This is a genomic window from Methylobacterium phyllostachyos (genome assembly GCF_900103445.1).
Lineage (GTDB): Bacteria > Pseudomonadota > Alphaproteobacteria > Rhizobiales > Beijerinckiaceae > Methylobacterium > Methylobacterium phyllostachyos.
On record NZ_FNHS01000020.1, the window covers coordinates 1 to 25,717 of the forward strand.

Consider the following 25,717-nt stretch of genomic DNA (forward strand, 5'->3'; position numbering starts at 1 on the left):
TTACGACACCTTCGCGGTGATCGGCCACACCGAGACCGCGCCGGCCCCGGTCTCCGGCTCGGCGCGGGACAAGCCCCTGCGGGAGGGCGCGATCGCCGGCATGCCGCACTGGCCGGTACGCCTGAGCTACTACACGGAGGGCGCTGGCGAGCGCACGCCGATCTACACCCTCGGATTCGACCTCTACGAGAACGGGGTCAGCGGCGCGCTCAAGCTCGATTACGGCGACTTCGCCATCCTGGGCGACATGACCGCCCTCGACATCGATGCGAAGGCGGGGCGCGCCGACAAGGACGAGGGGAAGGGCTGCACACCCTGAACCTCAAGGACCGAAGGGCGCGGGCCGCAGCCTCACGCCCACTCGTCATCCGGCCTCGGCGACAACCTTTGCCACGCCGCCGCGATCCGCTCGGGCTTCACGTCCAGGGCCCGTGCACAAGCCAGCAACACGGCCTCGTCACCCATCACATGATCGAGGACGCCGACCAGAAAGGCCGGCTCCCGGACGCTGGCGCGCAGCGTGTCGAGGTCGAGGCCGGTGGCCGCGAGGAACGGCAGGAGGCGGTCCTCCTCCCCCGTGATCCACAGAAGAACGTCGAGGGCGAGCCGCTCTGCAGCCTCATCCCCTTGAAGAGGTTTGCCATTCATCAACATGTCAACGTTACAAAGGTGATGGAGGGGCTTCACCGCCCGCTAATCATGATCGGCGCGCACCGGGACAACGGATCATGAAGAAGACGGTGCTGATCGTCGAGGACAACGAGTTGAACATGAAGCTGTTCAACGACCTCCTGGAGGCGAACGGCTACGCGACGCTCAAGACCGCCCACGGCATCGAGGCGATCGAGCTGGCGCGCGCCCACCACCCCGACCTGATCCTGATGGACATCCAGCTCCCGGAGGTCTCGGGCCTTGAGGTCACCAAGTGGCTCAAGGAAGATGACGATCTCAAGTCCATCCCGGTCATCGCCATCACGGCCTTCGCCATGAAGGGCGACGAGGAGCGGATCCGCGAGGGCGGCTGCGAGGCCTACCTGTCGAAGCCGATTTCGGTCGCGAAGTTTTTGGCAACGGTTCGCGCGTATCTTGAGCCGCGGTGATCCCAGAGAGGCCCACCGTTGAGGTTGCCCCCGACCGAGTCGGGGACAACCTCAACGGTCTGTCTCGATGCGCGGCCGCATCCGGATCCACCCGTCCCGGGCCGCACCGCCGCGCGTCAGCGAGGAACCATGTCGGCCCGCGTCCTGATTGTCGACGACCTGTTCCCGAACGTGAAGCTTCTGGAGACGAAGCTCGGGCTCGAATATTTCGACACCCTCGCCGCCATGAATGGCCGGGACGCCATCGCGATCTGCGAGAAGGGCCTGTGCGATCTCGTCCTGCTCGACGTGATGATGCCCGGCATGGACGGGTTCGAGGTCTGCCGCCACCTCAAGAGCAACCCGGTCACCGCCCATATCCCGGTGGTGATGGTCACGGCCCTCGACCAGCCCTCGGACCGCCTGCGCGGCCTCGATGCCGGCGCCGACGACTTCCTGACCAAGCCCGTGGACGACACCGCCCTGTTCACCCGGGTGCGCAGCCTCGTCCGCCTGAAGGCGGTCACCGACGAATTGCGTCAGCGGGCGCTGGCCTCCCGTGAGTTCGGGATCGGCGACCCCCTCGCGCTCGCCGCCGCCGAGACCGGCCTCGACGCCCGGATCCTGCTGATCGAGGACCGCCCCGGCTCGGCCGAGCGCCTCGCCGGCGCCCTGCGCCAGCACCACGCGGTGACGATCGAGCCCGATCCGCAGGCGGCCCTGGTGCTGGCCGCCGAGGGCGGGTTCGACCTCGCCCTGGTCAGCCTCGATCTCGACGGGTTCGACGGCCTGCGCCTGTGCAGCCAGCTCCGATCGCTCGACCGGACCCGCGCCATGCCGCTGATCATGCTGGCGGAGGAGCACGACCGCGCCCGGGTGGTGCGCGGCCTTGATTTCGGCGTGCACGACTTCCTGATGCGCCCGGTCGACCGCAACGAGCTGCTGGCCCGGGCCCGCACCCAGGTGAAGCGCCGTCGCTTCACGGAGGCGCTCCGGGGCGCGATGCAGGCCTCCCTGCAGATGGCCGTCACCGACGCGCTGACCGGCCTGCACAACCGCCGCTACCTCGACAACCACCTCGGTGCGCTGTTCGCGCAGCCGGGGGCCCGGCATTCAGCGCTCGCGGCCCTGATCCTCGACATCGACCACTTCAAGCGGATCAACGACGGCTACGGTCACGAGGCCGGGGACGAGGTTCTGCGCGGCTTCGCCGACCGGGTCCGCCAGCACACCCGCCCGGTCGATATCGTGGCGCGTTACGGTGGCGAAGAGGTGGTGGTCATTCTGCCGGAGGCCGGCCTTGCCGAGGCGCAGGTGATCGCCGAGCGCATCCGCGAGCGGGTCGAGGCGGTGCCGTTCTCGGTCCAGCGGGCGACCCGGTCCATCGGCGTGACGGTCTCGATCGGCGTCGCCGTGCGGCACGCCGACGATGCGGATCCCAGCGCCATGCTGCGGCGGGCCGACCTCGCCCTCTACCGCGCCAAGGCGGCGGGGCGGAACCGGGTGGAGCCGCAGGCCGCCTGAGGCCGCGTCCCACCGGCGATTCCAGCCGTCATTCGCGGTCCTGCCTCAGCTCAGATCCTCCCAGCTCGCCTTCGTCACGGCCCGCGCCGCCCGCAGCCGCGCCACGGCGGCGAGGGTCCAGGCCCGGTCCTCTCCCGTGTGCGAGCCGAGGCAGCGCAGGCTGCCGCCCTCCACCCCCTGAACCAGCGTGCTGGCCTTCACCTTGAGGCCGAGCGCGTCGAGTTCAGCCAGCAGCGCCGCCGGATCGGCCTCCGGGCCGAATTCCAGCGTCATCGTGCCGTAGCTGCGCCGGCGCAGGACGGCTTCGAGCCGGCGCAGGGCCTGGAGCGTGACGAGCCCCGCCAGGGTGGCGGCGAGGCCGATCGGCCAGGCGCCGCTGCCGAAGCACAACCCGATCACCGTGGTGAGCCACAGGGTCGCCGCCGTGGTGACACCGCGCACGATGTTGCCCTGCTTCAGGATCGTGCCGGCCCCGATGAAGCCGATGCCGCCGAGCACGCCCTGCGCCAGCCGCATCAGGTCGAGCCGGGTGAGGCCGCCGCTGGACCCGGCCGTCTGCGCCAGCAGCCAATCGGCGAGCAGCATCGCCGTGCAGGCCGAGAGGCCGATCAGCACGAGGGTCCGCAGGCCGGCCGGATGGCCGAGCTCTTCCCGGTCCCATCCGAGCACGAAGGCCGCCAGGAAGGTCAGGCCGATGCGGACCGCAATGGTATCGAGGGTCAGATCGCCGCTCATCGCGCCAAGCCGGCATCAAATGCGGTCTTTCGGCAGACTTGGCGTTCCGCGCAAATCCCGGACGCGCGGTGAACAGGTTCGGGCGTGTCGACGGGCGGCCGGCGCCCGGCGGATCGATCAAAGGTCTGTCGCATGACCGCGAGGTATAGCGTCCCGCCCGGTCAGGAAGCGCGGATCCGGCCGATGAACGCGAATTTAATGTCTGGTCGCGTACGCAGCATCGCGACACGCGTTATCGAGCGCTGTCTGCGATGACGGCAGGGCGAGGAGCGAACGACCGAATGGATATGCAGGTGCCGGCACGATCCGGCCGCGATGCGAGCGTGCTGGAGCACCGCCGCCTGTGCAAGATCGCTTCCTCGCCGCACGCCTATGTTCGCGGCACCACGGCGCGCTTCTACGACCTGATCGCCCAGATGCCGGCTGGGAGCCTGCCTGAGGGGCCGCCGGTCTGGATCTGCGGCGACGCGCATCTGGGTAACCTCGGCGCGGTGGCCGATGCGGATGGGCGGATCGGCATCCAGATCCGCGACCTCGACCAGACCGTGGTGGCGAACCCAGCCTTCGACCTCGTGCGGCTGGCCCTGTCCCTGGTCACCGCGGCGCTGAACGCGACGCTGCCCGGCATCGTCACCGCGCGGATGATGGACGCCATGGCGATCGGCTACGCCGAGGGAATCGCCGACCCCGAAGGCGTCGAGCGCGACATCGCCGAATCCGAGATCGTCGCCACCACGAAGCAACGGGCGCTCGGCCGGCGCTGGCGCCACCTGTCCCGCGAGCGCCTGAAGGGCAAGACGGATTACCTGCCGCGGGGGCACCGGTTCTTCGACCTAGACCCCGACGAGCAGGACGCGTTGACGGCGCTGATCGGGGATCCGGCGGTGCGCCGGCTCGTCCTGGCGCTGGGCAGCGGCGCGGCGGATGCCGAGATTCGGCTCCTCGACGCCGCGTACTGGATCAAGGGCTGCAGCTCGCTCGGGCGGCTGCGCTATGCCGGCCTCGTGGAGATCCGCGGCGGCCGGCGCCCGCATCTCGCCCTCCTCGACGTAAAGGAGGCGGTGCCGCACCTCGCGCCGGCTGCCAGCGGCGCCGCCATGCCAACCGACCATGCCGAGCGCGTGGTGGCGGGCGCCCGGGCGCTGTCGCCGCATCTCGGCGACCGGATGGTGGCCGGCCACGTCCTGGGCAAGCCCGTCACGGTCCGCGAGCTGATGCCACAGGATCTCAAGATCGACGCGGAGCAGTTCTCCCGGCGCGAGGCGGTCCGCGTCGCCGGCCATCTCGCCGCGATTCTCGGCCGGGCCCATGGCCGGCAGATGGACGGGGCCGTCCGCCCGGGTTGGATCGAGGCGGTGCGCGCCGTCGGGCCGGGCCCCGATGCCCCCGGCTGGCTCTGGTCGGTGGTCACCGACCTGATGGGCGCGCACCAGCGCGGCTACCTGGAGCATTGCTACCGGATCGCCCGCGAGGACCTGTCCCGCGGCTGACGCGGGCCGCCCGCCGCCAACAGGCCGGTTGACACCACTCCCGCCATCGCCAACACCTCGCGCCCGCCGCCTCGCTGCGGCGGATCCCGGGAAATCTGTGACACGATGGCGGTGACGCGCACCTATCTCGACTTCGAGAAGCCCGTGGCCGAGCTGGAGGCCAAGCTCGAGGAATTGCGCGCCGTGAGCGCGCGCGACGGCGCGGTTTCGATCGCCGAGGAGGTCGGCCGGCTGGAGGCGAAGGCCGGTCAGGCGCTCGCCGAGATCTACGCGAATCTCACCCCCTGGCAGAAGACCCAGGTCGCCCGCCACCCGCAGCGGCCGCACTTCGTCGACTATTGCGGCGGGCTCATCACCGAATTCACGCCGCTCGCCGGCGACCGCAACTTCGGCGAGGACGAGGCGATCCTCGGCGGGTTCGGCCGGTTCCGCGGGAGGCCGGTGCTGGTGCTCGGCCAGGAGAAGGGCGCCACCACCGAGGCGCGGCTGCGTCACAATTTCGGGATGGCCCGGCCCGAGGGCTACCGCAAAGCGGTCCGCCTGATGGAGACCGCCGACCGGTTCGGCTTAGCCGTCATCGCCTTCGTGGACACGGCCGGCGCCTATCCGGGCATCGAGGCGGAGGAGCGCGGCCAGGCCGAGGCCATCGCCCGCTCGACCGAGGCCTGCCTGGCGCTCGGCGTCCCCAACGTCGCCGTGGTGATCGGGGAGGGCGGCTCGGGCGGCGCCATCGCGCTCGCCACCGCCAACCGGGTGCTGATGCTGGAGCACGCGATCTACGGGGTGATCTCGCCGGAGGGCGCCGCCTCGATCCTGTGGCGCGACCAGGGCCGCGCCGCGGATGCCGCCACCGCCATGAAGATCACCGCCCAGGACCTGCTGCGGCTCGGCGTCATCGACGCGATCATCCCGGAGGCCACCGGCGGGGCGCACCGCGACCGCGAGGCGGCGATCCGTGCGGCGGGCGACGCGATCGCCGAATCGCTCGACCAGTTCGAAGGCCTCGGCCCGGACGAGATCCGCGACCGTCGCGCGGAAAAATTCCTGGCGATCGGCCGGACCCTGTGAGCACACCCGGGGCGACGGGGGGCCTGTTCGGCGCGATCGGGCGGCTGCTCGGCCGGCGGGACGCGCGCGAGCCGGGGGCGCACAACCACATCTCGCTCGGCTGCAACTGCCAGATGGCGCATGTGCTGAAGACCCTGGACCTGCGCCAGTGGTCGGGCCCGCTCGACTGGATCTTCTCGATGCCCGGCATGGCCCGGGACTGCCTTGCGGACGATTTTTCCGCCCTCCTCGACCGGGACCAGCTGGAGAGCATCCCGGAAGCCGAGCGGCGCGGTCCCGACATCTGGCGCGGGCGCCACCGGCTCTACCGGGAGCGGCACGGGCTCGAATGCGTCTTCAACCACCACGACCCGGCGGCGAACGCGGCGGACTATGCGTTCCTCTCCGAGGGCGTGCGCCGGATCCGGACGGCGCTGGACACGCCCGGCACCGATAACCGGCTCTGGATGATGACCCACCTGCACACGCCCCGCGCGGTGGCGGAGGCGGTGGACGACCAGCTCCAGGCACGGGCGAGCCGCAACCATTTGACCTTCCTGCAGCTTGAAACCGGGCATCCGCGGATGACGGTCGTGGAGGCCGTCGATCTGCGGCCGACGCTGCGCTGGCTCACGGTGCAGACGCCCTCCGAGCCGGTGGGCCTGCGGCTCGCCGATCCGGCGGACGATGCCCAGCTCGTGGAGATCATCCGCACGGAGGCGGAGCGGCGGCCGGCGCTGTTCGGCTGAGCGGTCACAGGCGCGTCAGTGCGTGGCCCGCGATAGGGCGACGATCGCGCCGACGATGACGATCGTCTGGAAGCCGATCGAGCCGATCACCCATGTCGTGATGTCGAACTTGGCCTCGGCGAGGTCTGTCTTCGTAACGAGATTAGTCAGGTCGGCGTCGCGGCTCGCGCGGATCGCGGTGGTGATCGCCTCAGCCTGATCCTCGGATAGGCCCGTAGCCTTGAGCCGACGCACAAGGGCATGCGTATCGAGCGAGAGGGCCGTCATAGGCGACGTCGGCGTTTCTGAAGCCTGAACGATCCTTCGACCGAAGCCGGAGAATGGCCGTCGCCAAGTTGGCGCCTTTCTCCCCCGGGGGCAAGCCGCGAGACGGGCGTTCGAGCTTATCGGACCCGCCGACCTGAGGGGTCCGGCCCTTCCCGTCACGGCAGCACGAAGCCGGACACAGCATAGACCAGGGCCGCCACGAGGGCGGCGGCCGGCATCGTCACCACCCAGGCGACCACGATGCCCTGGGCCACGTTCCAGCGGACCGCGGAGACGCGCCGGGCCGCGCCGACACCGACGATCGCCCCGGTGATCGTGTGGGTCGTGGAGACCGGGATCCCGAAGGCGGTGGCCACGAAGAGGGTCAGCGCGCCGCCGGTCTCGGCGCAGAAGCCCTGCATGGGCGACAGGCGCGTGATCTTCGAACCCATCGTGTGGACGATGCGCCAGCCGCCCAGCAGGGTGCCGAGCGCCATGGCGCTCTGGCAGGACAGCACCACCCAGAGCGGTACGTGGAACCCGCCGCTCTCCTCGCCATGGGCGTAGAGGAGCACGGCGATGATGCCCATGGTCTTCTGCGCGTCGTTGCCGCCGTGGCCGAGGGAGTAGAGCGAGGCCGAGACGAATTGCAGCTTCCGGAACAAGCCGTCCACGGCGGCCGGTGTGGAGCGGACGAAGATCCACGAGACGGCGAGCACGAGGAGCAGCGCGAGCAGGAAGCCGAGCGCCGGCGACAGCACGATGGCGGCGCTGGTGGTGATGACGCCGGGCCACACGACCGCGCCGAGGCCCGCCTTCGCGATCCCGGCCCCCAGGAGGCCGCCGATCAGGGCGTGCGAGCTGGAGGAGGGGATCCCGGCATACCACGTGAGCAGGTTCCAGGTGATCGCACCGCCGAGTGCCCCCAGGATCACCCGGTCGTCGACCATGGAGACGTCGATGATGCCGGATCCAACCGTCCCGGCCACGTGCAGGCCGAAGACCAGGAACGCGACGAAGTTGAAGAACGCCGCCCAGAACACCGCGTAGCGGGGCGCCAGCACCCGGGTCGACACGATGGTGGCGATGGAATTCGCGGCGTCGTGCAGGCCGTTCAGGAAGTCGAACAGCAGCGCGACGGCGATCAGAGCGATGAGGAGGATCACGAGGCGCCCGCGGCTCAGACGTGTTCGACGACGATGCTGCTGATCTGGTTCGCCACGTCCTCGAACCGGTCCATCACCTTTTCCAGATGGTCGTAGAGTTCGGACCCGATCAGGAAGGCCATGGGATCCTGCCGGGAGGCCCGGAACAGCGCCTTCAGGCCGGCATTGTGCAAGTCGTCGGCCCGGCCCTCCAGCTGGATCACGCGCTCGGTCAGGGCGTTCAGCGCCGTGGCGTTCTCGCCGAGGGCGCGCAACTTCGGGAGCGCCTCGGCCACCACGGCGGCGGCCTCCTCGATCACCGCGCCCATCTCGCGCATGGGAGGCTCGAAGGTCGTCACCTCGAACAGCTGCACGGCCTTGGCGGTCTTGAGCATCTGGTCGATGGCGTCGTCGAGGGACCCGACCAGCGCCTGGATGTCGCCGCGGTCGAACGGCGTGATGAACGTCCTGCGGACCGCGAGAAGCGCCTCGCGGGTGATCGCATCGGCCTTGTCCTCATGATCCGCGATAGCTTGGTAGGCGACCGGGACATCCTGGGTCCGGTCGAGCAGGGCGCGCAGGGCCGCCGCCCCGTCGACCAGCGTGGCGGCATGGCGCTCGAACAGGTCGAAGAACCGGTCTTCCTTCGGCATCAACGCCCGGAACCAAGCCAGCATGTGAAGTCCAGGTCCCGAGGGCGGAGGGTCTGACGGCCGCAATCGCTCGGGCCGCCACACTGCGACAACCGGGATGCAGGCGCTGTGCTCCCACAACGTAAGGGCGGATCCGAAGTCGGCTAGGGTCTCCGCGTGGCGACGTTTGGATCGGCGCTCACCCGAGGCCACCCCCGCGCATCCGTTCGACCAGGAAATCCACCAGCACCCGCACCCGGGCCGGCATGGCGGGACCGCCGACGAAAACTGCGTGGATCGCCTCGCGGTCCTGCGGGTTGAACGGCTCCAGGAGCGGCACCAGCCGGCCGGAGGCCAGTTCGTCCACGATGTGGAAGTTGCCGACGCGCGTGACGCCGCCCCCCCGCAGGGCGAGCTGCACCAGGGTCTCACCATTGTTGGCCGCGATGGAGCCGGTGACCGGCAGGATGGAATCACGGCCGTCCTCGCGGAACGGCCAGCCCGGCTCGGCGCGGCGGAACGTGAAATCCAGGCAGTTGTGCCGGGCCAGATCGGTGGGCCGGCGCGGCGTGCCCGCTCGAGCGAGGTAGGCCGGCGCCGCCACCACGGTCCGGCCGGTCTCGCCGAGGCGGCGGGCGGTGAGCGGGCTATCGGCGAGGGGGCCGAACCGGATCGCCACGTCGGCCCGGCCACCCAGAATGTCGGCGAGTTCGTCGCTTAGGTCGATCTCGACCGTGATGCCGGGATGGCGTTCGACGAAGTCGGCGAGCAGCGGCACGATCACCAGCCGGCCATGCGCGGTGGCAGCACTGACCCGGACCCGCCCGCGCGGGCAACCGCGGTTGGCGAGCGCGGCTTCGGTCTCGTCGAGATCCGCCAGGATGCGGCGCGCCGCCCGCCCGTAGGTCTCGCCCTCGGCGGTGAGCCGCAGAGTCCGGGTGGTGCGAACCAGGAGCTGCACCCCGAGCCGCGCCTCGATCCGGGCGACGATCCGGCTGACCGCCGAGGGCGTCAGACCGAGCCGGCGCGCGGCGCCCGAGAGGCTGCCGGCCTCCGCCACCGCCACGAACACCGCCATCTCGCCGGCGCGGTCGATCCTGTCGTGCTGCATTCGTGACGTCCAAGCACAGATCCTGATCCGTCCAGCAGGCTACTGTCCGTCGCATGAATCGGCCACCTGCGTTTCCGGAACAACCGGAGACGATCCCTATGGCGCTCAACCCACCCTTGCTGGCCCTGGCGGTCGGTGCCTTTGGTATCGGCGTGACCGAATTCACCCCGATGGGCATGCTCCCCCTCATCGCGGGCGACCTGAACGTTTCGATCCCCGCAGCAGGCCTCGTGGTCAGCGCCTACGCGCTCGGTGTGCTGCTGGGCGCGCCGCTGATGACGCTCGCCACCGCCCGCATGGGCCGGCGGCGCCTGCTGGTCGGGCTGATGGCGATCTTCACCCTCGGCAACCTGATGGCGGCACTCGCCGACAGCTACGCCATGCTGGTCGTCGCCCGGCTCGTGACCTCCCTGAACCACGGCGCGTTCTTCGGGGTCGGCTCGGTGGTGGCCGCCGGAATCGTGCCGCCGGAGCGTCGCGCTGCCGCGGTGGCCGCCATGTTCTCCGGCCTCACCATCGCGCTGATCGGCGGCGTGCCGCTCGCTGCCTGGTTCGGTGAATTCTTCGGCTGGCGCACGGCCTTCTGGGGTATCGCGGCCGTCGGCCTCCTCGCCATGCTGGCGCTGCGTCTCGCCCTACCGGAGCTGAAGCCGGCGGCGAAGGACGACCTGCGGGCAGAGCTGCGCGTGCTCGGGCGCGGGCCGGTGCTCGCCGCGCTGGCATTGACCGTCGTCGGCGCCAGCGCGATGTTCACGGTGTACACCTACATCGTGCCGATCCTGCGGACCGAGACCGGCGCGGCGACCCCCTTCGTGACCGCGATGCTGGTCCTCTACGGAATCGGCCTCACCGTCGGCAATTGGCTTGGCGGCCGGCTCGCCGACCGCTCGGTCGATGGCACGATCATCGGCTCCCTCGCCGGACTCGCCGTCGTCCTGGCGCTGTTCGCGGCGGGCATGCACGGAGCGATGCCCGCGGCGATCCTGATCTTCCTCTGGGGCGTGGGCAGCTTCGCCCTGGTGCCGCCGCTCCAGACACGAGTGATGGAGAAGGCCGCCGAGGCGCCCAACCTCGCCTCCGCGATGAATATCGGTGCCTTCAACCTGGGCAACGCCATCGGGGCGGCGGCGGGCGGTGGCGTGATCGATGCCGGACTCGGGTTCCCGGCGGTGTCGCTCGCCGGAGCCGCCATGGCGGCGGCGGGCCTCGCCCTGCTTCTATGGCTGCGCCGCGGAACCCGGGAACGGATCGCCGCAGCCTGTTGATCAGGCCACGATTCCCCGGAGAAGCCGCTCAGTGTTGCACCCCGGTCCTTGCGGTAAGGAAGGCGCAAGCTTAACGAGCCTATTGGGTTGGGGAGTGGCACGCGACGGTTGCCGAAAAGGCCCGCGGGTGCGCGTAGGACGATTGAGGTTCCCCATGACGGTGCGTCTCGCGACGACCGCGCGGATGCTGGCGGCCGCTTCCCTGCTGGTCCTCTCCCTTGCCGCCTGCCAGGACGGATCTGGTATCAACGGTCCGAGCGCGCGCAGCCTCGCGCCGATCGCTCCGCAGACGGTCGCACTGATGCAGTCCAAGGGGATGCAGCAATCCGACCCGATCCTGATCCGCGCCTTCAAGAAGGAGGCGGAGATGGAGGTCTGGAAGAAGGGCGCCGACGGCCGCTACGCCCTCCTGAAGACCTACCCGATCTGCCGCTGGTCCGGACAGCTCGGCCCCAAGACACGGGAGGGCGACCGGCAGGCCCCGGAGGGGTTCTACACGATCACCCCGGGCCTGATGAACCCGAACTCTTCGTATTATCTCTCGTTCGATACCGGCTTCCCGAACGCCGTCGACCGGGCCAACGGGCGCACCGGGCGCTACCTGATGGTTCACGGCACCTGCTCGTCGGCGGGCTGTTTCGCCATGACCGACGCGACCATCGCGGAGATCTACGCCATCGCCCGCGAGGCGTTCATCGGCGGCCAGCGCAGCTTCCAGTTCCAATCCTACCCGTTCCGGATGACGGCCGAGAATATGGCCAAGTTCCGCAACGACCCGAACATCGGCTTCTGGCAGAACCTCAAGGAGGGCTCGGATTATTTCGAGGCCCTGCGCGAGGAACCGAAGATTGGGCAGTGCGGCACCAAATACGTGTTCGGCGGCGCCGATGCGGCCGCCGGTGCGTGCAAGCCGCGGGTCGAGCCGGAGGTGGCGGAGAAGCGGGAGCGCGACGCGCGCGCGGTCGCCGAACTGGTCGCGAAGGGCACCCCGGCGGTGCGGGTGGTCTACCAGGACGGCGGCCAGAACCCGGTCTTCCGCCCACCGGCCAACACGAGCGCCTTCGCGAGCCTTGGCGGCACCGAGACGGTGCTGCCCTACGACGCCAAGGAGTACGGCCGGCACAATCTCGGCGACGTCAGCCGGCCGGAGACCCTGGCGGCGGGCCCGCAGGAGATCGAGATCAGCCCGAAGGGCCAGCCGGTGATGCTGGCCGGCGCCGAGCCGGCGCCCCCCGTCAAGGCCGCCAAGGCAGGCCGGGGCCCGGGCAGGGAGCCGGCGCAAAAGCCCGTCGCCACAACCCTCATGGCGAACCACGCCGAGCCCGACGCCAAGGTCGAGACGACCGCGGCCCTCCCCGAGAAGCCCGCCCGCATCGCCGTGGCGGACGCGGATGGCGACCCGAGCAGCTATCAGAAGATGTTCGGAAAGCTGTTCGCCAAGGACGACCCGGCCCCCGCCCCCCCGCCGACCCCGGCAGTCGACGCCACTTCGGTGCCCGAGCCGGTCAAGCTCGCGCACGCCACCGAGAAGGTCGCGCCGAAGGCGGCCGCCAAGGCGCATGCGGTCAAGACCGCCAAAGTCGAGCCAAAGGCCGACACAAAGCCCGCACTCCGAAAGGGCGAGGCCGAGAAGACCAAGCCCTGACCCAGGTCCCGGCCCACCGCCGGCATTTCGCGAGGCGGTTCTCCGCGGCGCGTCCCCGGAGAACCGCCTCGATATCGGCGACCGGGCGCGCCGTCATCGCCGCATAGCGGATGACGGCGCCCCCGATCCTCGATTCCTGGTCCGCCAGGGTACTGGGTCCGGCACCGCACAGCCGCAGGTTCATGCGCCGACGGACAACGCTTTCGCCGGATCTGCGCGTCGGCAACGGCAGCCCCAGCCCCGCCGCAAAGCCTGTGCGCCTTGCTCGGTGAGCGGATCCAGAGCGCCGTGGATCGTCACCATCGAGCTCGGTCGCGCAGCCTTCAAGGCCGCGACAGCCCTGCGGTTATCGGGGATCAGGATGGGCTGCGCCTGAGCCCTCAGCATCGCCAAGCGAGGGACGGCGCAGGAGACGCCTGCAAACCGAACCGAAGTGTCGCTGCGGATCGGCGCAAAGCGTTGCGGGCCGCCCGCCGGATCCGTGGCGCGCCTCAGAGCAACGCGCGATCGCGATTCATCAGCCAAAGGGCATGGACGGTGCCCGGCAGCCAGCCGAGGATCCAGAGCAGGATATTCAGCAGGAACTGCAGCCCGAAGCCGGTGGTGACGAGAACCGCGATCGGTGGGAAAAAGATCGCGAGAAGGATGCGGACAAGGCTAGACACGGGCGCTCCGGGGCTGGGGTCCTGAGGCAGTCACGCTCAAACGAAGGGCAGCCCTCTCCGTTCCCGAGGTGCCCAGGGCGGCGTACCGCCCGCTCATAGGCCCTCGCCGCCGGCCCCATCCTTCGCGCGCGCCGCCATCGCCTCGAGCATCCGGAGTGCGTGACGGCGTCTCTCGAAGCCCGGAAGGGCGCAATAGGCTCGGACCACGCGGAACAGCATCGCGGCGCTGTCATAGACGCCGCGGCGCGGTGAATCGGAACCCCAATCCGGCCTATGGCGGGGTCCAAGGAAAGCATCGATGTCCGTTCCGTTCGCCGCCGCAATTCTCTGCAACAAACTTAAGGTCAATTGATTCCTCGGCACATCAATTCTCCGTCAAAAAAGCCGGGATCTCCTTATTGGTATCTCCACCCTATTCCCATGATCATCAAAAATAATTTCTGACGGTACAGATTTCTGCCTTTTGATTCCTTGATCAGAATCATGCCTTCAGTAAGAGCATTCGTCAAATCTCATGCGCCATTCCTGACGGGATACGTCATTCAAAATTCTTGGACAATGCACCAAACATAGCATAAATTCATAGGTCAATATTCGGATCCTACGCGGATGTACTGGGATGTTTGCCGCGATCGCGAGAGCAAATGGTTCCAGATCAATTCTAATCTCAGGTTGGCCACGCGCGTGGACGCAGCGCCATCGGGCCAGGGGCGTCATCCACGTCGGCCCCGTCCCGAGACACCTGAAGGGCGTCGTCGATCCCTTCCTCTGGCGCGTGCTGGCAGGTCAGGCCCGGGGCCGCGCGTGATGGACAGGGCGCGCGCATGCGGGCTGTAGCAGGGCTTCCGCGCCCCCATCCAGCAGCACGACGGCAACGCGGCCTGCATCGGCTTTAACGGCGCCCGTCTCGGCCTTTCGATCGGTGAGCAAGCCGTCCTGCCTCTGACCGCCACCGATGCCCGCCCATGGCGAAGGCGATCCCGCATCACCGAGCGCAGGTGCGAGGCTCGAAATCAATGGCCGGTTGCCGGAGGGACAGCTTGGGACAGACCCGTCCTGGTATCGAACGCGACGCTCTTACTCCATCGACGGGTTGGCTGCCCCTCGGTCGCCGGACGGATGGCGACATGGTCGCGGCCTCCGCGCGCCCTCGGCCGACGCCGCGGCCCCATCGCCTCTCTCCTCGAAATCGATCCGGGAGCGGAGCGCGGCCAAAAAGTCTTCGAACGCCGGCCTAAACGCGATCGCCCGCCTTCGAAGAGCCGATCAACGATCTATTGAACCACCGCGGCGCCGGGTGGACGACGCTGGCCGGGGCGCGGGGCCTGACCCGCGCCGCCCTCCGCCTCAAGGCTTCTGCGTCGGCGGCGTGATGGCCGTGGGCACGTTCACCGCCTGCTTCTCCGGGTTCTTCACCTGGCTGTAGGCGACGTTGGCAAAGGTGCCGATCACCGCCGGCCAACTCGGGCTGGCATATTGCGGATCGTCACGCCCGACCTTGCAGAACGCGGTCGTCAGGGCGTTGACCACGTCGTCGTCGTTGGCCCCCGTCGCGGCGCCCTTGATCTGTGGGACCAGCCGGACCAGCGTCGGCACGAAGTCCTGCTGCTTCAGGCCCTTGAGGGTATTCTGCACGCCGATCTGATCGAAGGCGGCCTTCAGCTTGTCCTGCTCGATCTCGGCACAGGGCGCGGTGCCGGCCAGCATGGTCCGGGTCGCGGCCCGGGCTTCGGAGGCTTTGTTGCCGGTCACCGGCGGCGCCTTGTTGCCCCAGGAATTGCGGATGTAATCGGTGACGTTCTTCACCTCGACATCGGTCATCTGCTGGCCGATCGCCACCATCGGGGCGAGGCCGCTCTGAGCGGCGAGGCCGCCATAGATCACCCGCAGCACCGTCTCGGGCCCATCCGACATGACCGAGGTGTTCCCCGCCAGGTTGGGCACCGCCCCCTCGATGCCCTTGCCGTCGGGCTGGTGGCAGGAGGAGCAATAGGTCAGGTAGGTGGAGGCCCCGGGCGCATTGGCCGTGTCGAAGACCGCAAGGTCCTTCGGCTTGTAGGTCTGCTTGGCGGGAACCGTACGCAGATAGGCGACCATCGCCTTCAGATCCTCCTCCTTCACCTTGGAGAGGGATTCCATGATGGTCTGGCGCATCGGCCCGGCGGCGACACCCGGTCGGTCGCCCGGGGCGGTGCCGGTCTTGAGGTAGGTCACCACCTGCTCGTCGGTCCAGGCGCCGATACCCTGGTGGCCGTCGGGCGTGATGTTGGGCGCGTACCAGCCGTCGATCACGCCGCCGCCGAACCGGCCCGCGAAGCTCGAATTGCCCACGAGCTTGTTCTCGTTGTGGCACATGGCGCAGTGGCCCAGCCCTTCGACGAGATAGGCGCCGCGGTTGACCTCGGCGCTGGCATTCGGATCGGGCTTGAAGCGCTCCTCGGTGAAGAACGCCGTCCGCCAGGTCACCAGCGCCGTACGGACGCTGAACGGAAACGGGATCTGGCTCTCCTGACGCTTCTCGTTCACCGCCGGGACCGATTGCAGGTAGGCCCAGATCGCCTTGGTGTCATCGTCGGTGACCTTGGTGAACCAGCCGAACGGGAAGGCGGGATAGAGGTAGCCGACGTTCTTGCTGTAGCCGTGCCGGAAGGCCTTCTCGAAATCGTCGTAGTTCCAATTGCCCAACCCGGTTTCCTTATCGGGGGTCAGGTTGGGGGTCATGATCACGCCGAAAGGCATGGCCAGCGCGTAATTGCCGGCGAGGTACTTGCCGCCCGGCGCCGTGTGGCAGGCCGCGCAATCACCCATGGTGACGAGGTACTTGCCGCGCTCGATCGCGTCGGACAACCCATCCTGCGCCAGGGCAGGACCCGCCAGAACCATGGCCGTCAGCAGCGAGGCGGAGGCCCATCCCGAGGGGAGGGCATTCGTGCGCTTCATGGCATCCTCTCCCAGGTGGACTTTAGAGTTGTTTCAAGCGGCTGACGCGCGTGAACGCGGCCGTTTGCGGCGTTGTTCCGGCCCAGGTCCGGCTGCGGCGTTGTGCCGTGGCCGCCCGAAATCGGAGGTTGAGATCGGCCAGATGGGCGACAAGCCCGGCGAGCATCCACCCGGCGACCGCGATCCAACCGGCCCCGACGAGGGCCGCCCGCAGGGCCAGCATCAGCGCGGCCCCGGAGGCGAGATTGGCCAGCAGGGACGGCAGCGGCAGCCCCTTGCGGCGGCCGATCCAGGCCAGGACGAGCGCTTCGCCGGCGACGAGCAGCAAAATCGCGTCGATGATCCGGCCGGAGGCGAACCAGGACGCGATCGAGCCCTCCATCACGCCGGCTCCCCGAAGGGCGCGTTGAGGCGCACGATCCGCAGGTTCAGGCAGGCGGCGACGCTGACCCAGGCCAGATAGGGCAGGTTCAGGAGCCCGGCCGTCACGGAGACGCGGCCCGCGACCAGGACCAGCACGGCGATCGACAGCCACAGGGCGGCAACCTCGGCGAGCGCCCAATCGGGACGGCGGAACCGGAAGAACAGCACGCTCCAGGCGATGTTGAGCAGCCCGTTCACCGCGTAGGCGGCCAGCAGCACGCCCCGGGCGGCGGGATCGGGATCGGCGTTCCAGACCATCACGGCGGCGATGGTGGTGAGCAGAAAGATGACGGTCCAGACCGGCCCGAAGGCCCAGTCCGGCGGCTTCCAGGCCGGGACGCGCAGGCGCCGGTACCACGCATCCGTCCGGGTCGCGAGACCGCCGGCCAAGGCCACCAGCAGGGCCGCAACGGCCGCAACGGCGGGCGCCCCCCAACCGGAACCGAGGAGCGTCATGGCGAGACCCAGCGGAACAGGTGGGCGAGGTCCTTGAAGAAGATCCGGGCGTGGGCGGCGGGCTTCGCCCGGACCAGCTCCTTGTTCATGTAGCTGTCCCAGGTGAGCTGCTGCACGTCCTTGTCGCGGCAGATCGAGACGAAGCGCTCGCGCAACCCGTCGCTGCGGTACCAGACCCACTGCATCATCCCGAGGATCCAGAACACGCGCCCGTGGAGCTTCATGAAGGCTTTGCGGGCCTGGGCGAGGGCTCTGGCGTCGCCGGTCTTCAGGAAGGCGGCGGCCGCCTCGGCGGAGAGGCGTCCGCCCAGCATCGCGTAGTAGATGCCCTCGCCGGAGGCCGGGGCGACGACGCCGGCGGCATCGCCCGCCAGCAGCACGTCGCGGCCGTTGTCCCAGCGCTTCAGGGGCTTGAGGGGCAGCGGGGCGCCCTCGCGCCGCACGGTCTCGGCCTGATCGAGGCCGGTCGCCACGCGCAGGGCCCGGATCGAGGAGCGCAGCGAGAAGCCCTTCTTCGCGCTGCCGGTGCCGATGCTCAGCGTGTCGCCGTGCGGGAAGATCCAGCTGTAGAAATCCGGCGAGTGGCGGCCCTGGTAGTAGACATCACAGCGGCTCGCCTCGACCGATTCGGCCCCGGGGGCGCCGGCCTGCGGCACCCGCAGGATCTCGTGATAGGCGAAGACCTGCCGCATCTTGGCGTGGCCCGGCACCTCGGCCCGGCCGACCGGTGAGCAGGCGCCATCGGCCCCGATGACGAGGCGCGCCCGGACGGCGTGGCGGGCGAGGGCCTCGCCCGCGCCGGTGCTGAAGTGGACGCGGGGCAGGCCGTCATCCGGACGGGACATCGTCTCGAAACTGCCCTCGCGCAGCTCGGCGCCGGCCTGTTCCGCGCGGGTGCGCAGCCAGGGGTCGAACTGCTCGCGGTCGACCATGCCGACGAAGCCCTCGCCCACCGGCATGTCGACCGCCTTGCCGCTCGGCGCCACCATCCGGGCGGAGCGGATCTTTGCGACCAGAAGGGCATCGGGGATGGCGAAATCGCGGATCAGCCGGGGCGGGATCGCGCCGCCGCAGGGCTTGATCCGGCCGGGCTTGTCGAGGAGCAGCACCGTATGGCCTGCCCGGGCGAGATCGGTCGCCGCCGTGGCGCCGGCGGGGCCGCCGCCGACCACGACGACGTCGTAGGTCCGCTCGCCGCCGCGTCCATCATCCACCCGAGCCGTTTCCAACCGAGCCGTTTCCAACCGAGCCATGGCCTCACCTCGCGCTGAAGGCAGGATCGAGCGATACCGGGCCCGGTGCCGGAGACGATTCGAGCCGCGCCGCCAGGGCGACCGCGACCAGGAACAGCACGCCTTCCGCGGCGAACACCGCCGCGTAGGCCTGGACCGGCTCGGCCGTCACGAGCCGCATCGCGTCCACCGCGACCGCCCCGAGGAAGCCGCCGGCCCCGAAAGCGATGCCCTGTGCGGCGCCCCAGACGCCCATGCGGGTGCCGCGCTCGCGCGCGTCGCCGCGTCCGGCGAGCGCCATCATCGAGCCGATCGCCGCGACCGCGTAGGCGCCGTTGGCCACCCCGAGGGCGAAGACCGTCGCCCGCAGGGGGAAGTTCGAGCCGGCGGCCGCGCCGCTCGCCAGGGTGAAGAGCGCCGCCGCCGAGCCGGCGCAGCCGATCCCGATCCAGAGCCGCAGGGAGGCGAGGGGGGTGCCGCGGGCCGCGAGCGTCACCGCCGCCACCAGCAGCATGCCGGCCAGCACACCGCCGTGCTGGAGCCCGGCGAGCTTCGTGGTCGCGCCCGGACTCATCGCGAAGACGAGGCCCGCATAGGGCTCCAGGATCAGCTCCTGGGCGCTGTAGGCCAGCATCGAGACGAAGACGAAGATCGTGAAGGTCCGGGCCACCGGATCGGCCAGGACATGGTGCAGCACGGTGAAGAACGGCCGCCGCGCCTCGGCGGCCTCGGGCGCGCGGGCCGGCAGGCGGCGCTCCACACCGGCGACCGCGAGGGCGGCGACGCAGAAGGCGGTCAGCGAGACCGTGCCGGACACCGCGACGAGCCGCATCCCGGAGAATGGATCGAGGAAATGGCCGGCGAGCGGGGCCGTCACCGCGAAGCCGACGATCATCATCACCCAGACGACCGTGGCGGCCGCCCCCCGCCGGGCCGGGGCGACGCCGCCGGCCAGCAGCACGAGGAGCGAGGTCCCGGCGGCGCCGACGCCCATCCCGACGCAGAGGAAGGAGAGGGCGGCGAGCGCCAGCCCCAGCGCAAGGTGCGTGGCGGCGAGCGCCGTACCACAGGCCGCCCCGAAGCCGCCGAGGCACAGGGCCGCCATGCCGCCGAGGATCCAGGCGGTGCGCCGGCCGCTTCGGTCGGAGCCGTAGCCCCAGCGCGGGCGCAGCACCTGAACGGCGTAGTGCAGGGCGACCAGCAGGCCGGGCACGAAGGCGGGCAGCGCCAGCTCCACCACCATCACCCGGTTGAGGGTGGCGGTCATCAACACCACGACGCTGCCGAGCGCGGTCTGGACGAGGCCGAGGCGGACGATCTGGGGCCAGCCGAGGCCATCGACCTCCACGGATCTCCCTCCCCCCTCTGCGGGGGAGGGTGGCCCCTGCGTCAGCAGGGGTCGGGAGAGGGGAGCGCGGTTTGCGGAGAGCGCGCGACGGGTGTCATAACCTGAACCGTCGCGCTGCCCCTCTCCCCCCCTGCTCCGCAGGGTACCCTCCCCCGCAGAGGGGGGAGGGAGGGTGCCTGTCAGACCCGGTCTGATCTCAGCCCCCATCACGCCCCTCCCACCAGCGGCCGCAGCGCAAAGGCGGCGACCAGCATGCCGAGGACGTAGAGGGTGGTGCCGGTGCCGTTGTACCAGATCGCCCGCTCCCGGGGATTTTCGAGGAACCGGACCATCAGGACGAGCTGGCCGGCGAGCAGCGCCGCCACGATGGCGGCATGTCCGTAGCGCCCCCAGCCGACGAGCAGCGCGATCACCGCGACCTGCGGCAGGGCCATGACCTGGCAGGCGAAGCGCGCCGCGCGCTCGGTGCCCATCTGCACCGGCAGCGACAGCAGCCCCATGCGCCGGTCGCCCTCGACCGACTTGAAATCGTTGAGGGTCATGATCCCGTGGGCGCCGGCCGCGTAGAGCAGCGCCACAAGCAGAACCCGCCGGTCGGGCAGGGCGGCGGCCATCACGGCGGCGCCGGTGAACCAGGGCAGCCCCTCGTAGCAGAGCGCCACCGCGGCGTTGCCCCACCAGCCGTTCCGCTTCAGCCGCACCGGGGGCGCCGAATAGATCCAGGCGAGCGCCAGCCCGAACAGGGCGGCCCCGAGGATCCAGGGTCCGAGGGCTGCAGCCACCACCAGGGACAGCCCGGTCCAACCGAGCGCGAGGTAGAGCCCCCAGCGGCCGGGGATCCGCCCGGAGGGAATCGGCCGGTTCGGCTCGTTGATCGCATCGACGTGCCGGTCGAACCAATCGTTGGCGGCCTGGCTGGTGGCGCAGACCAGTGGCCCGGCCAGCAGGACCCCGGCGGCGATCACCGGCCATTGCCCGCTGGCCGGCTGGCCCGAGGAGATTACCCCGCAGGCGAACGCCCACATCGGCGCGAACCACGTCAGCGGCTTCAGCAGCTCGATGACTGCGCTCGGGGCGGGCGTAGCGGTCATGGTGGAAGGCTACCGGGACCCGCCAGAGTGTCAAGCTGGATTTACAGCGTGCGGCGGAGTGCGCGCGACCCTTGTCGGCCGAATACATCCCCTGGATGAAAATACAATATCCAATACCGGACCAGCGCGGGTATCCTAAGCCGTCTCCGGGCTCGGCCGCGTACAGCTAGGCCCGAGGTCTCAGCCTCGGAACGCGGCCCCGCGCGCGCCGAAGCGTGCGCCCGGCCCATCCGATGTGTGACCCGATTTAGTTGCCGGTGGATTTGCCGGTGAACTTGCCCGGTATTCTGCCGTGTCGTCGGGGATACGGGCCGGCTCCGGTCACTCCGCCTCGATCGGCCCATCCAGATCGCCGACGCCGTAGCGGCGCATCTTGGCGTAGAGGCCTTGCCGGCTGAGACCCAGCATCTCGGCGGCCGAGGCCCGGTTGTCCCGGGTGATCCGCAGGGCCGCCTCGATACACAATTTCTCGATCAGGTCGGTCGTCTCGCGGACCAGCGTCTTCATCGAGACCCGACCGACCAGCTCAGCCATCTGCTCCACCGAGCGCGGCACTTCCCGCCCACCGCCGAATCGGCCCTCGGGGATCCGGCGCGGGGCCGGACGGATCGCGAAACCCAGGCAGGGGCGGGCGCCCGCCACCGAGACCGCCGCGACCTCCACGTCCTCCACGCCGCCATAGGCGCCCCGGATGACGGTCGCGAAGCGCCGCACCGCGCCGTGATCACTGAGCGTCGCGAACAGGGCCTGCGCCTCGGTCTCGTCGCGACCGAGCCAATGATCCACAGTCCGTCCGCGGACCTGCCCCTCGGTGGCGAGCTGGGCCAGTTCCAGGAAAGCAGCGTTCGCGGTCAGGACCCGCCGGCTCGAATCGGTGACCACGAACCCCTCGGGCATCGCCTCGATCACCGCCTGGGTCGGCACATCCTGGCCGGGTCCGGCCTCGGCGGGCGCCGTATCGACCACGAGCCGCATCAGCGCGCTGGCGCCCCCCTCGCCCCGGAACAGCGAGACCGCGACGGTGACCTCGCCGCGCCCGTGTGGCAGGGCGGCCCGGATCTCCCCGGCCTGTCCGGTCGCCCGCAGGGCGGCGAACTGCGCCTCCAGGGCCCGTGTGCTACCGGCGTCGAACAGCTCGACCACATCTTGGCCGGCGACCCGCTTGGCGGGGCGCCCGAGCAGCCGCGCAGCGGCCGGGTTCGCCTCGGCCACCCGCCGCGTCCCGGCATCGACCACCAGCACCGGCTCGCCGGAGATCTGGAACAGGAGGCGATAGCGGGTCTCGACCGCGCGCAGCCGCTCGTAATCCCGCTCCAGCGCCTGCTGGGTCTCCATCAGGCGGCGCTGGAGGCCGGCCACCGCCCGCATATCGCGCCCGAGCACGAGGATCGGGCCGCCCTCGGCCGGGCGGATCGAGGCGTAGCGGATCGGCAGGTCGATGCCGCTGGGGGAGGGGTGGTTGACCTGGCGCCAGCGGGTGATGCCCTGCGGTCGGGCGTCGCGCAGCAGGGCATCGACCTTCGGCCGGCTCTCGACCGTTACGGTGTCGACCCAGCGCCGGCCCAGCCAGCCGGGGATGTTCTCTGCCTCAAGATCGGTGCCGATCGAGGCGTCGCGGATCACGCCGTCAGCATCGATCACAAGCGAGAGATCGGCAGATGCCGCGACAATGCGCCCGACCGCCTCGCCATCGAGGTGGCCGGCCACCTGGTCCAGCACCGCGGGTTGTCCCGGGGGGATGGGGTGCGGCTGAAGCGACACGATCACCGTGATGTGATGGGGTGGATGACGACCCTTTCAACAGGCCAATGCCCGTCTGTCCAGCAAAGCTTCCGCGGCGGCAGGCGCTAAACACGCATCGAGCGCGCAGGCGTCGGCCCCGACAATGCCCGCCTCACCGCCGTGGCGCGTGAAGTAAGGCCCTCCGACCAGCACGCGGATCCCCGGATTTCGGGAGGCGCGCCGCACCTCGGCGACCGTCTCCGACAAGACCGGCAGAAGAACGTCGGCGGAGAGCGACAGGCCGACCACCTCGAACCAGTCGGTCGCCAGCAGGGCGAGGGGATCGAGGTCGGGCGCCGGCACCGCCGTGGTCACGTCCCAGCCGGCCTCCCGGAAGAAGCTCGCGACGATCGAGAGGCCGAAACGGTGCGTCTCGCCGGGACAGGGCAGGAGCAATACGCTCCGCCCGCCGATTGGCGCTGATTCGCTCTCCAGCTCAAGGCAGAGGTGCCGGCTGATCGCCTGCAGCCGCCCCAGGCCCTCGGTCACGGCCAGGAAATCGCAGGCATCCTCCTCCCACAGGGCGCCGAGATGCCGCGCCGCCGGGGCAAGCAGGTCGAGGAGCAGCCGCGCCAGGGGTAGTCCGCCGTCCCGCAACGTCGCGATCTCGACCTCAAGATCCATCGGTCCGGGGGCCAGGAGGAGGGCGCTGAAGGCGGCGATCTCCTGCGGCGTCACCGGCCGGTCAGCCGGCGCCCGGCGGCCGGCACCCGGACGGTGGGCCAGCATCAGGCGTGGCAGGATCTCGCCTTCGATCACGCGGGTGAGGGCGTCGGGCAACGGCCGCAGCGGGTCGGACCAAGTCAGGGACGCGTCGTGGAAGGTCGGGGGGACCTCGCTCACCGCGCCGCAGCCTGTCGCGGCCAATTCCAGACGCTTGCCGAAATGCCTCCAGTGTCCCATCGGCACCCTCCTGAAACGGCCCTGGCCTAAGGAACCAGCGGCTCCGCTCACGCCTTCGGGTGCGGGATTACTCGCCCGTCTATTCTTCGGCTTTGTCTGACTCGGGACTCAATATGCCAAGTCGAGGGCCGGTCAGCGGCCTGTCTGTGTCGCGCCTGACGATACGCTTCTTGACGATCTTGGCAATGATCTAAGACCAAGAAAAACATCACAGGTCAGTGTCAGGCTCGGAAAGCGTCAAGCGCACTTGACACTTCCGGGACCGGCGACCTAGCCTCTGCCAACGGCGTGGCCCCCGGCACCGCCGAGATCAGGGGAGCGGATGCATGGGTCCCGCGGACCGGCCGGCACGACCGCTCTACACGCAGGCCGAACGGCACCGGCGCGACACGTCGCGATGGACGCTGGTGCAGGGCGTGCTGGCCCCGCTGCAATTCGCGATCTTCCTCGTGAGCCTCGTCCTGGTGCTGCGCGCCCTGGCGACCGGTGCAGGCTTTGCCGCCGCCGAGGCCTCGGTCGTGGTGAAGACGCTGGCGCTCTACGCGATCATGATCACAGGCTCGATCTGGGAGAAGGCGGTGTTCGGCCGCTTCCTGTTCGCCCCGGCCTTCTTCTGGGAGGACGTGGTCAGCATGCTGGTGCTGGCCCTGCACACGGCCTACCTCGCAGCGCTGGCCACCGGCGCCCTCAGGAGCGAAGCGCTCCTCGTCCTCGCGCTCGCGGCCTACGCAACCTACGTGGTCAATGCCGGCCAGTTCGTGCTGAAGCTGCGGGCGGCCCGCCTTCAGGGATCCGGGCCGGCGAGAGCGCTCTCCGCCGAAGTGGACGCCGGTTCGGCGCAAGAGAGCGCGTCACAACAAAGGTTTGGATCCGTTTCCGATCGCAACACGATCGGAAACGGATCCAAACCGCGCCTCGCGGGGGCGCTGTCATGAACGCGCCGCTCCCGCGCTCGGCCGCCCCCTGCGGGGGCATCGACCTGCATCAGGAGCAGGGCCAGCGGGCCGTGTTCTGCGGGCTCACCGGCATCGTCTGGCTACATCGGAAGATCCAGGATGCGTTCTTCCTCGTGGTCGGCTCGCGCACCTGCGCGCACCTGATCCAGTCGGCCGCCGGCGTGATGATCTTCGCCGAACCGCGCTTCGCCACCGCGATCATCGACGAGCGCGACCTCGCCGGCCTCGCCGATGCCAACGAGGAACTCGACCGGGTGGTGACCCGGCTGATCGAACGCCGGCCGGACATCAAGCTCCTATTCCTGGTGGGCTCCTGCCCGTCCGAGGTGATCAAGCTCGACCTGTCCCGGGCGGCCCAGCGCCTGTCGAGCCGCCTGAACCCGGTGCGGGTGCTGAACTACTCGGGCTCCGGCATCGAGACGACGTTCACGCAGGGCGAGGATGCCTGCCTCGCGGCCCTGGTGCCCGACCTGCCCCGCGAAGCCGAGACGAGCACGCCGGCGCTCCTGATCGTCGGCGCGTTGGCCGACGTGGTCGAGGACCAGTTCCTGCGGATGTTTTCCGCGATGGGCATCGCGGATGTCCGGTTCCTGCCCGCCCGCCGGGCCGGCGGGATGCCGGCGGTCGGCCGCAACACCCGCTATCTGCTGGCCCAGCCCTTCCTGACCGAGACCGCCCGCGCCCTTGACGAGCGCGGCGCCCGCCGGCTCGCGGCTCCGTTCCCCCTCGGCGCCGAGGGCACCACCGGCTGGCTATTTGCGGCCGCTGAGGCGTTCGGCGTCTCGGCCTTGGCCTTCGAGGCCGCGATCGCCCCGGGCCGCGCCCGCGCCGAGACCGCCCTGGCGCCCCATCGCGAAAAACTCGGCGGCAAGCGGGTGTTCTTCTTCCCCGATTCGCAATTGGAGGTGCCGCTCGCCCGTTTCCTCGCTCGGGAACTCGGCGCGGAGCTCGTGGAAGTCGGGACGCCCTACCTCCATCGGGCTCATCTCGCCGCCGAGATCGAATGGCTCCCCGCGGGCACGCGGGTGACGGAGGGCCAGAGCCTCGACGACCAGATGGACCGCTGCCGGGCGGCCCGGCCGGACCTGACAATCTGCGGACTCGGGCTCGCCAACCCGCTGGAGGCGGAGGGGCTATCGACCAAGTGGTCGATCGAGCTGCTGTTCACGCCCGTGCAGGGCTACGAGCAGGCCGGCGACCTCGCCGAGCTGTTCGTGCGCCCGCTCCGGCGCCGCGCCCTGCTGGAGGTGTAG

At 69.9% G+C, this 25,717-nt stretch carries 25 protein-coding genes and 1 pseudogene; 11 read left to right on the forward strand and 15 right to left on the reverse strand.

All coding sequences use genetic code 11. The features are described from left to right. Nucleotides 1–319 (forward strand): EipB family protein (locus BLQ49_RS24910; protein WP_143012319.1); only part of this gene is annotated, 319 nt, incomplete at its 5' end. Nucleotides 320–351: 32 nt separating this feature from the next. On the opposite strand, the gene BLQ49_RS24915 is transcribed toward BLQ49_RS24910, so the two are convergent. Next, nucleotides 352–648 carry a DUF3572 domain-containing protein gene (locus BLQ49_RS24915; RefSeq protein WP_091721417.1) on the reverse strand — a complete coding sequence of 99 codons (297 nt, stop codon included), beginning with the start codon at nt 646–648 and terminating at the stop codon, nt 352–354. Between the two features lie 80 nt (nt 649–728). Between BLQ49_RS24915 and BLQ49_RS24920 the strand changes: the two genes are divergently transcribed. Further along, the gene (locus tag BLQ49_RS24920) at nt 729–1,100 is read left to right on the forward strand and encodes a response regulator (protein WP_007560977.1); all 372 of its coding nucleotides are present in this window, start codon (nt 729–731) and stop codon (nt 1,098–1,100) included. A 129-nt stretch (nt 1,101–1,229) separates the two neighbouring features. Next, nucleotides 1,230–2,603 (forward strand): PleD family two-component system response regulator, encoded by a 1,374-nt coding sequence (locus BLQ49_RS24925; protein ID WP_091721210.1) that lies wholly within the window; start codon nt 1,230–1,232, stop codon nt 2,601–2,603. A gap of 45 nt (nt 2,604–2,648) precedes the next feature. Here the strand turns inward: BLQ49_RS24925 and BLQ49_RS24930 are convergent, their stop codons facing one another. Then, the gene (locus BLQ49_RS24930; RefSeq protein ID WP_091721212.1) at nt 2,649–3,338 is read right to left on the reverse strand and encodes an MgtC/SapB family protein; all 690 of its coding nucleotides are present in this window, start codon (nt 3,336–3,338) and stop codon (nt 2,649–2,651) included. Nucleotides 3,339–3,619: 281 nt separating this feature from the next. On the opposite strand from BLQ49_RS24930, the gene BLQ49_RS24935 reads away from it, so the two are divergent. The 3 genes from BLQ49_RS24935 to BLQ49_RS24945 all read left to right on the forward strand — a co-directional run bounded on the left by BLQ49_RS24935 (nt 3,620) and on the right by BLQ49_RS24945 (nt 6,624). Then, nucleotides 3,620–4,828: a DUF2252 family protein gene (locus BLQ49_RS24935; RefSeq protein WP_091721215.1), complete on the forward strand. Its 1,209-nt coding sequence runs from the start codon at nt 3,620–3,622 to the stop codon at nt 4,826–4,828. Nucleotides 4,829–4,933: 105 nt separating this feature from the next. After that, the gene (locus tag BLQ49_RS24940) at nt 4,934–5,896 is read left to right on the forward strand and encodes an acetyl-CoA carboxylase carboxyltransferase subunit alpha (RefSeq protein WP_091721217.1); all 963 of its coding nucleotides are present in this window, start codon (nt 4,934–4,936) and stop codon (nt 5,894–5,896) included. After that, the gene (locus BLQ49_RS24945; RefSeq protein WP_091721220.1) at nt 5,893–6,624 is read left to right on the forward strand and encodes a DUF1796 family putative cysteine peptidase; all 732 of its coding nucleotides are present in this window, start codon (nt 5,893–5,895) and stop codon (nt 6,622–6,624) included. Before BLQ49_RS24940 ends, BLQ49_RS24945 begins: the two co-directional genes overlap by 4 nt. A gap of 15 nt (nt 6,625–6,639) precedes the next feature. On the opposite strand, the gene BLQ49_RS24950 is transcribed toward BLQ49_RS24945, so the two are convergent. The 4 genes from BLQ49_RS24950 to BLQ49_RS24965 all read right to left on the reverse strand — a co-directional run bounded on the left by BLQ49_RS24950 (nt 6,640) and on the right by BLQ49_RS24965 (nt 9,758). After that, nucleotides 6,640–6,891, reverse strand: a complete 252-nt coding sequence (locus tag BLQ49_RS24950; RefSeq protein WP_091721223.1) for a CCDC90 family protein — start codon at nt 6,889–6,891, stop codon at nt 6,640–6,642. A 155-nt stretch (nt 6,892–7,046) separates the two neighbouring features. Beyond that, nucleotides 7,047–8,036, reverse strand: a complete 990-nt coding sequence (locus BLQ49_RS24955; RefSeq protein WP_091721225.1) for an inorganic phosphate transporter — start codon at nt 8,034–8,036, stop codon at nt 7,047–7,049. Between the two features lie 14 nt (nt 8,037–8,050). Continuing rightward, nucleotides 8,051–8,692: a DUF47 domain-containing protein gene (locus BLQ49_RS24960; protein ID WP_091721228.1), complete on the reverse strand. Its 642-nt coding sequence runs from the start codon at nt 8,690–8,692 to the stop codon at nt 8,051–8,053. A 154-nt stretch (nt 8,693–8,846) separates the two neighbouring features. After that, complete coding sequence (locus BLQ49_RS24965) at nt 8,847–9,758, reverse strand: LysR family transcriptional regulator (protein WP_091721232.1); 912 nt, start codon at nt 9,756–9,758, stop codon at nt 8,847–8,849. Between the two features lie 98 nt (nt 9,759–9,856). Here BLQ49_RS24965 and BLQ49_RS24970 point away from each other — a divergent pair, with 98 nt between their 5' ends. Both BLQ49_RS24970 and BLQ49_RS24975 read left to right on the forward strand, forming a co-directional pair. Continuing rightward, complete coding sequence (locus tag BLQ49_RS24970) at nt 9,857–11,023, forward strand: MFS transporter (RefSeq protein WP_091721235.1); 1,167 nt, start codon at nt 9,857–9,859, stop codon at nt 11,021–11,023. Between the two features lie 154 nt (nt 11,024–11,177). Then, entirely contained in the window at nt 11,178–12,668 is a 1,491-nt protein-coding gene (locus tag BLQ49_RS24975; RefSeq protein WP_091721238.1) for a L,D-transpeptidase family protein, read from the forward strand. 491 nt (nt 12,669–13,159) lie between these two features. Here the strand turns inward: BLQ49_RS24975 and BLQ49_RS24980 are convergent, their stop codons facing one another. After that, nucleotides 13,160–13,333 carry a YqaE/Pmp3 family membrane protein gene (locus BLQ49_RS24980; RefSeq protein WP_091721241.1) on the reverse strand — a complete coding sequence of 58 codons (174 nt, stop codon included), beginning with the start codon at nt 13,331–13,333 and terminating at the stop codon, nt 13,160–13,162. A 619-nt stretch (nt 13,334–13,952) separates the two neighbouring features. Here BLQ49_RS24980 and BLQ49_RS30905 point away from each other — a divergent pair. Next, the gene (locus BLQ49_RS30905; protein WP_091721244.1) at nt 13,953–14,141 is read left to right on the forward strand and encodes an autoinducer binding domain-containing protein; all 189 of its coding nucleotides are present in this window, start codon (nt 13,953–13,955) and stop codon (nt 14,139–14,141) included. A gap of 539 nt (nt 14,142–14,680) precedes the next feature. Here the strand turns inward: BLQ49_RS30905 and BLQ49_RS24990 are convergent. From BLQ49_RS24990 to BLQ49_RS25025, 8 genes are all read right to left on the reverse strand, one after another. Then, on the reverse strand, nt 14,681–16,273 hold the full coding sequence (locus BLQ49_RS24990; protein ID WP_091721247.1) for a cytochrome c: 1,593 nt from the start codon (nt 16,271–16,273) through the stop codon (nt 14,681–14,683). 22 nt (nt 16,274–16,295) lie between these two features. Next, nucleotides 16,296–16,655, reverse strand: a complete 360-nt coding sequence (locus BLQ49_RS24995) for a hypothetical protein (protein ID WP_167627782.1) — start codon at nt 16,653–16,655, stop codon at nt 16,296–16,298. Next, nucleotides 16,655–17,152, reverse strand: a complete 498-nt coding sequence (locus BLQ49_RS25000; RefSeq protein ID WP_091721250.1) for a TspO/MBR family protein — start codon at nt 17,150–17,152, stop codon at nt 16,655–16,657. Before BLQ49_RS25000 ends, BLQ49_RS24995 begins: the two co-directional genes overlap by 1 nt. Continuing rightward, nucleotides 17,149–18,405 carry a geranylgeranyl diphosphate reductase gene (locus BLQ49_RS25005; protein WP_244507757.1) on the reverse strand — a complete coding sequence of 419 codons (1,257 nt, stop codon included), beginning with the start codon at nt 18,403–18,405 and terminating at the stop codon, nt 17,149–17,151. The genes BLQ49_RS25000 and BLQ49_RS25005 overlap by 4 nt, the downstream gene beginning before the upstream one ends. Nucleotides 18,406–18,409: 4 nt before the next feature. Continuing rightward, nucleotides 18,410–19,732: a BCD family MFS transporter gene (locus BLQ49_RS25010; RefSeq protein WP_091721255.1), complete on the reverse strand. Its 1,323-nt coding sequence runs from the start codon at nt 19,730–19,732 to the stop codon at nt 18,410–18,412. Between the two features lie 206 nt (nt 19,733–19,938). Further along, nucleotides 19,939–20,823 carry a chlorophyll synthase ChlG gene (gene chlG / locus BLQ49_RS25015; protein ID WP_091721258.1) on the reverse strand — a complete coding sequence of 295 codons (885 nt, stop codon included), beginning with the start codon at nt 20,821–20,823 and terminating at the stop codon, nt 19,939–19,941. Between the two features lie 321 nt (nt 20,824–21,144). Next, nucleotides 21,145–22,590: a transcriptional regulator PpsR gene (gene ppsR / locus BLQ49_RS25020; protein WP_091721262.1), complete on the reverse strand. Its 1,446-nt coding sequence runs from the start codon at nt 22,588–22,590 to the stop codon at nt 21,145–21,147. A gap of 30 nt (nt 22,591–22,620) precedes the next feature. Continuing rightward, entirely contained in the window at nt 22,621–23,508 is an 888-nt protein-coding gene (locus tag BLQ49_RS25025) for a cobalamin B12-binding domain-containing protein (protein ID WP_091721264.1), read from the reverse strand. Nucleotides 23,509–23,834: 326 nt separating this feature from the next. Here BLQ49_RS25025 and bchF point away from each other — a divergent pair. After that, nucleotides 23,835–24,314, forward strand: a pseudogene (bchF, locus tag BLQ49_RS25030) (2-vinyl bacteriochlorophyllide hydratase); the annotation flags it as partial. Nucleotides 24,315–24,439: 125 nt separating this feature from the next. Beyond that, nucleotides 24,440–25,717: a ferredoxin:protochlorophyllide reductase (ATP-dependent) subunit N gene (locus BLQ49_RS25035; RefSeq protein ID WP_091721271.1), complete on the forward strand. Its 1,278-nt coding sequence runs from the start codon at nt 24,440–24,442 to the stop codon at nt 25,715–25,717.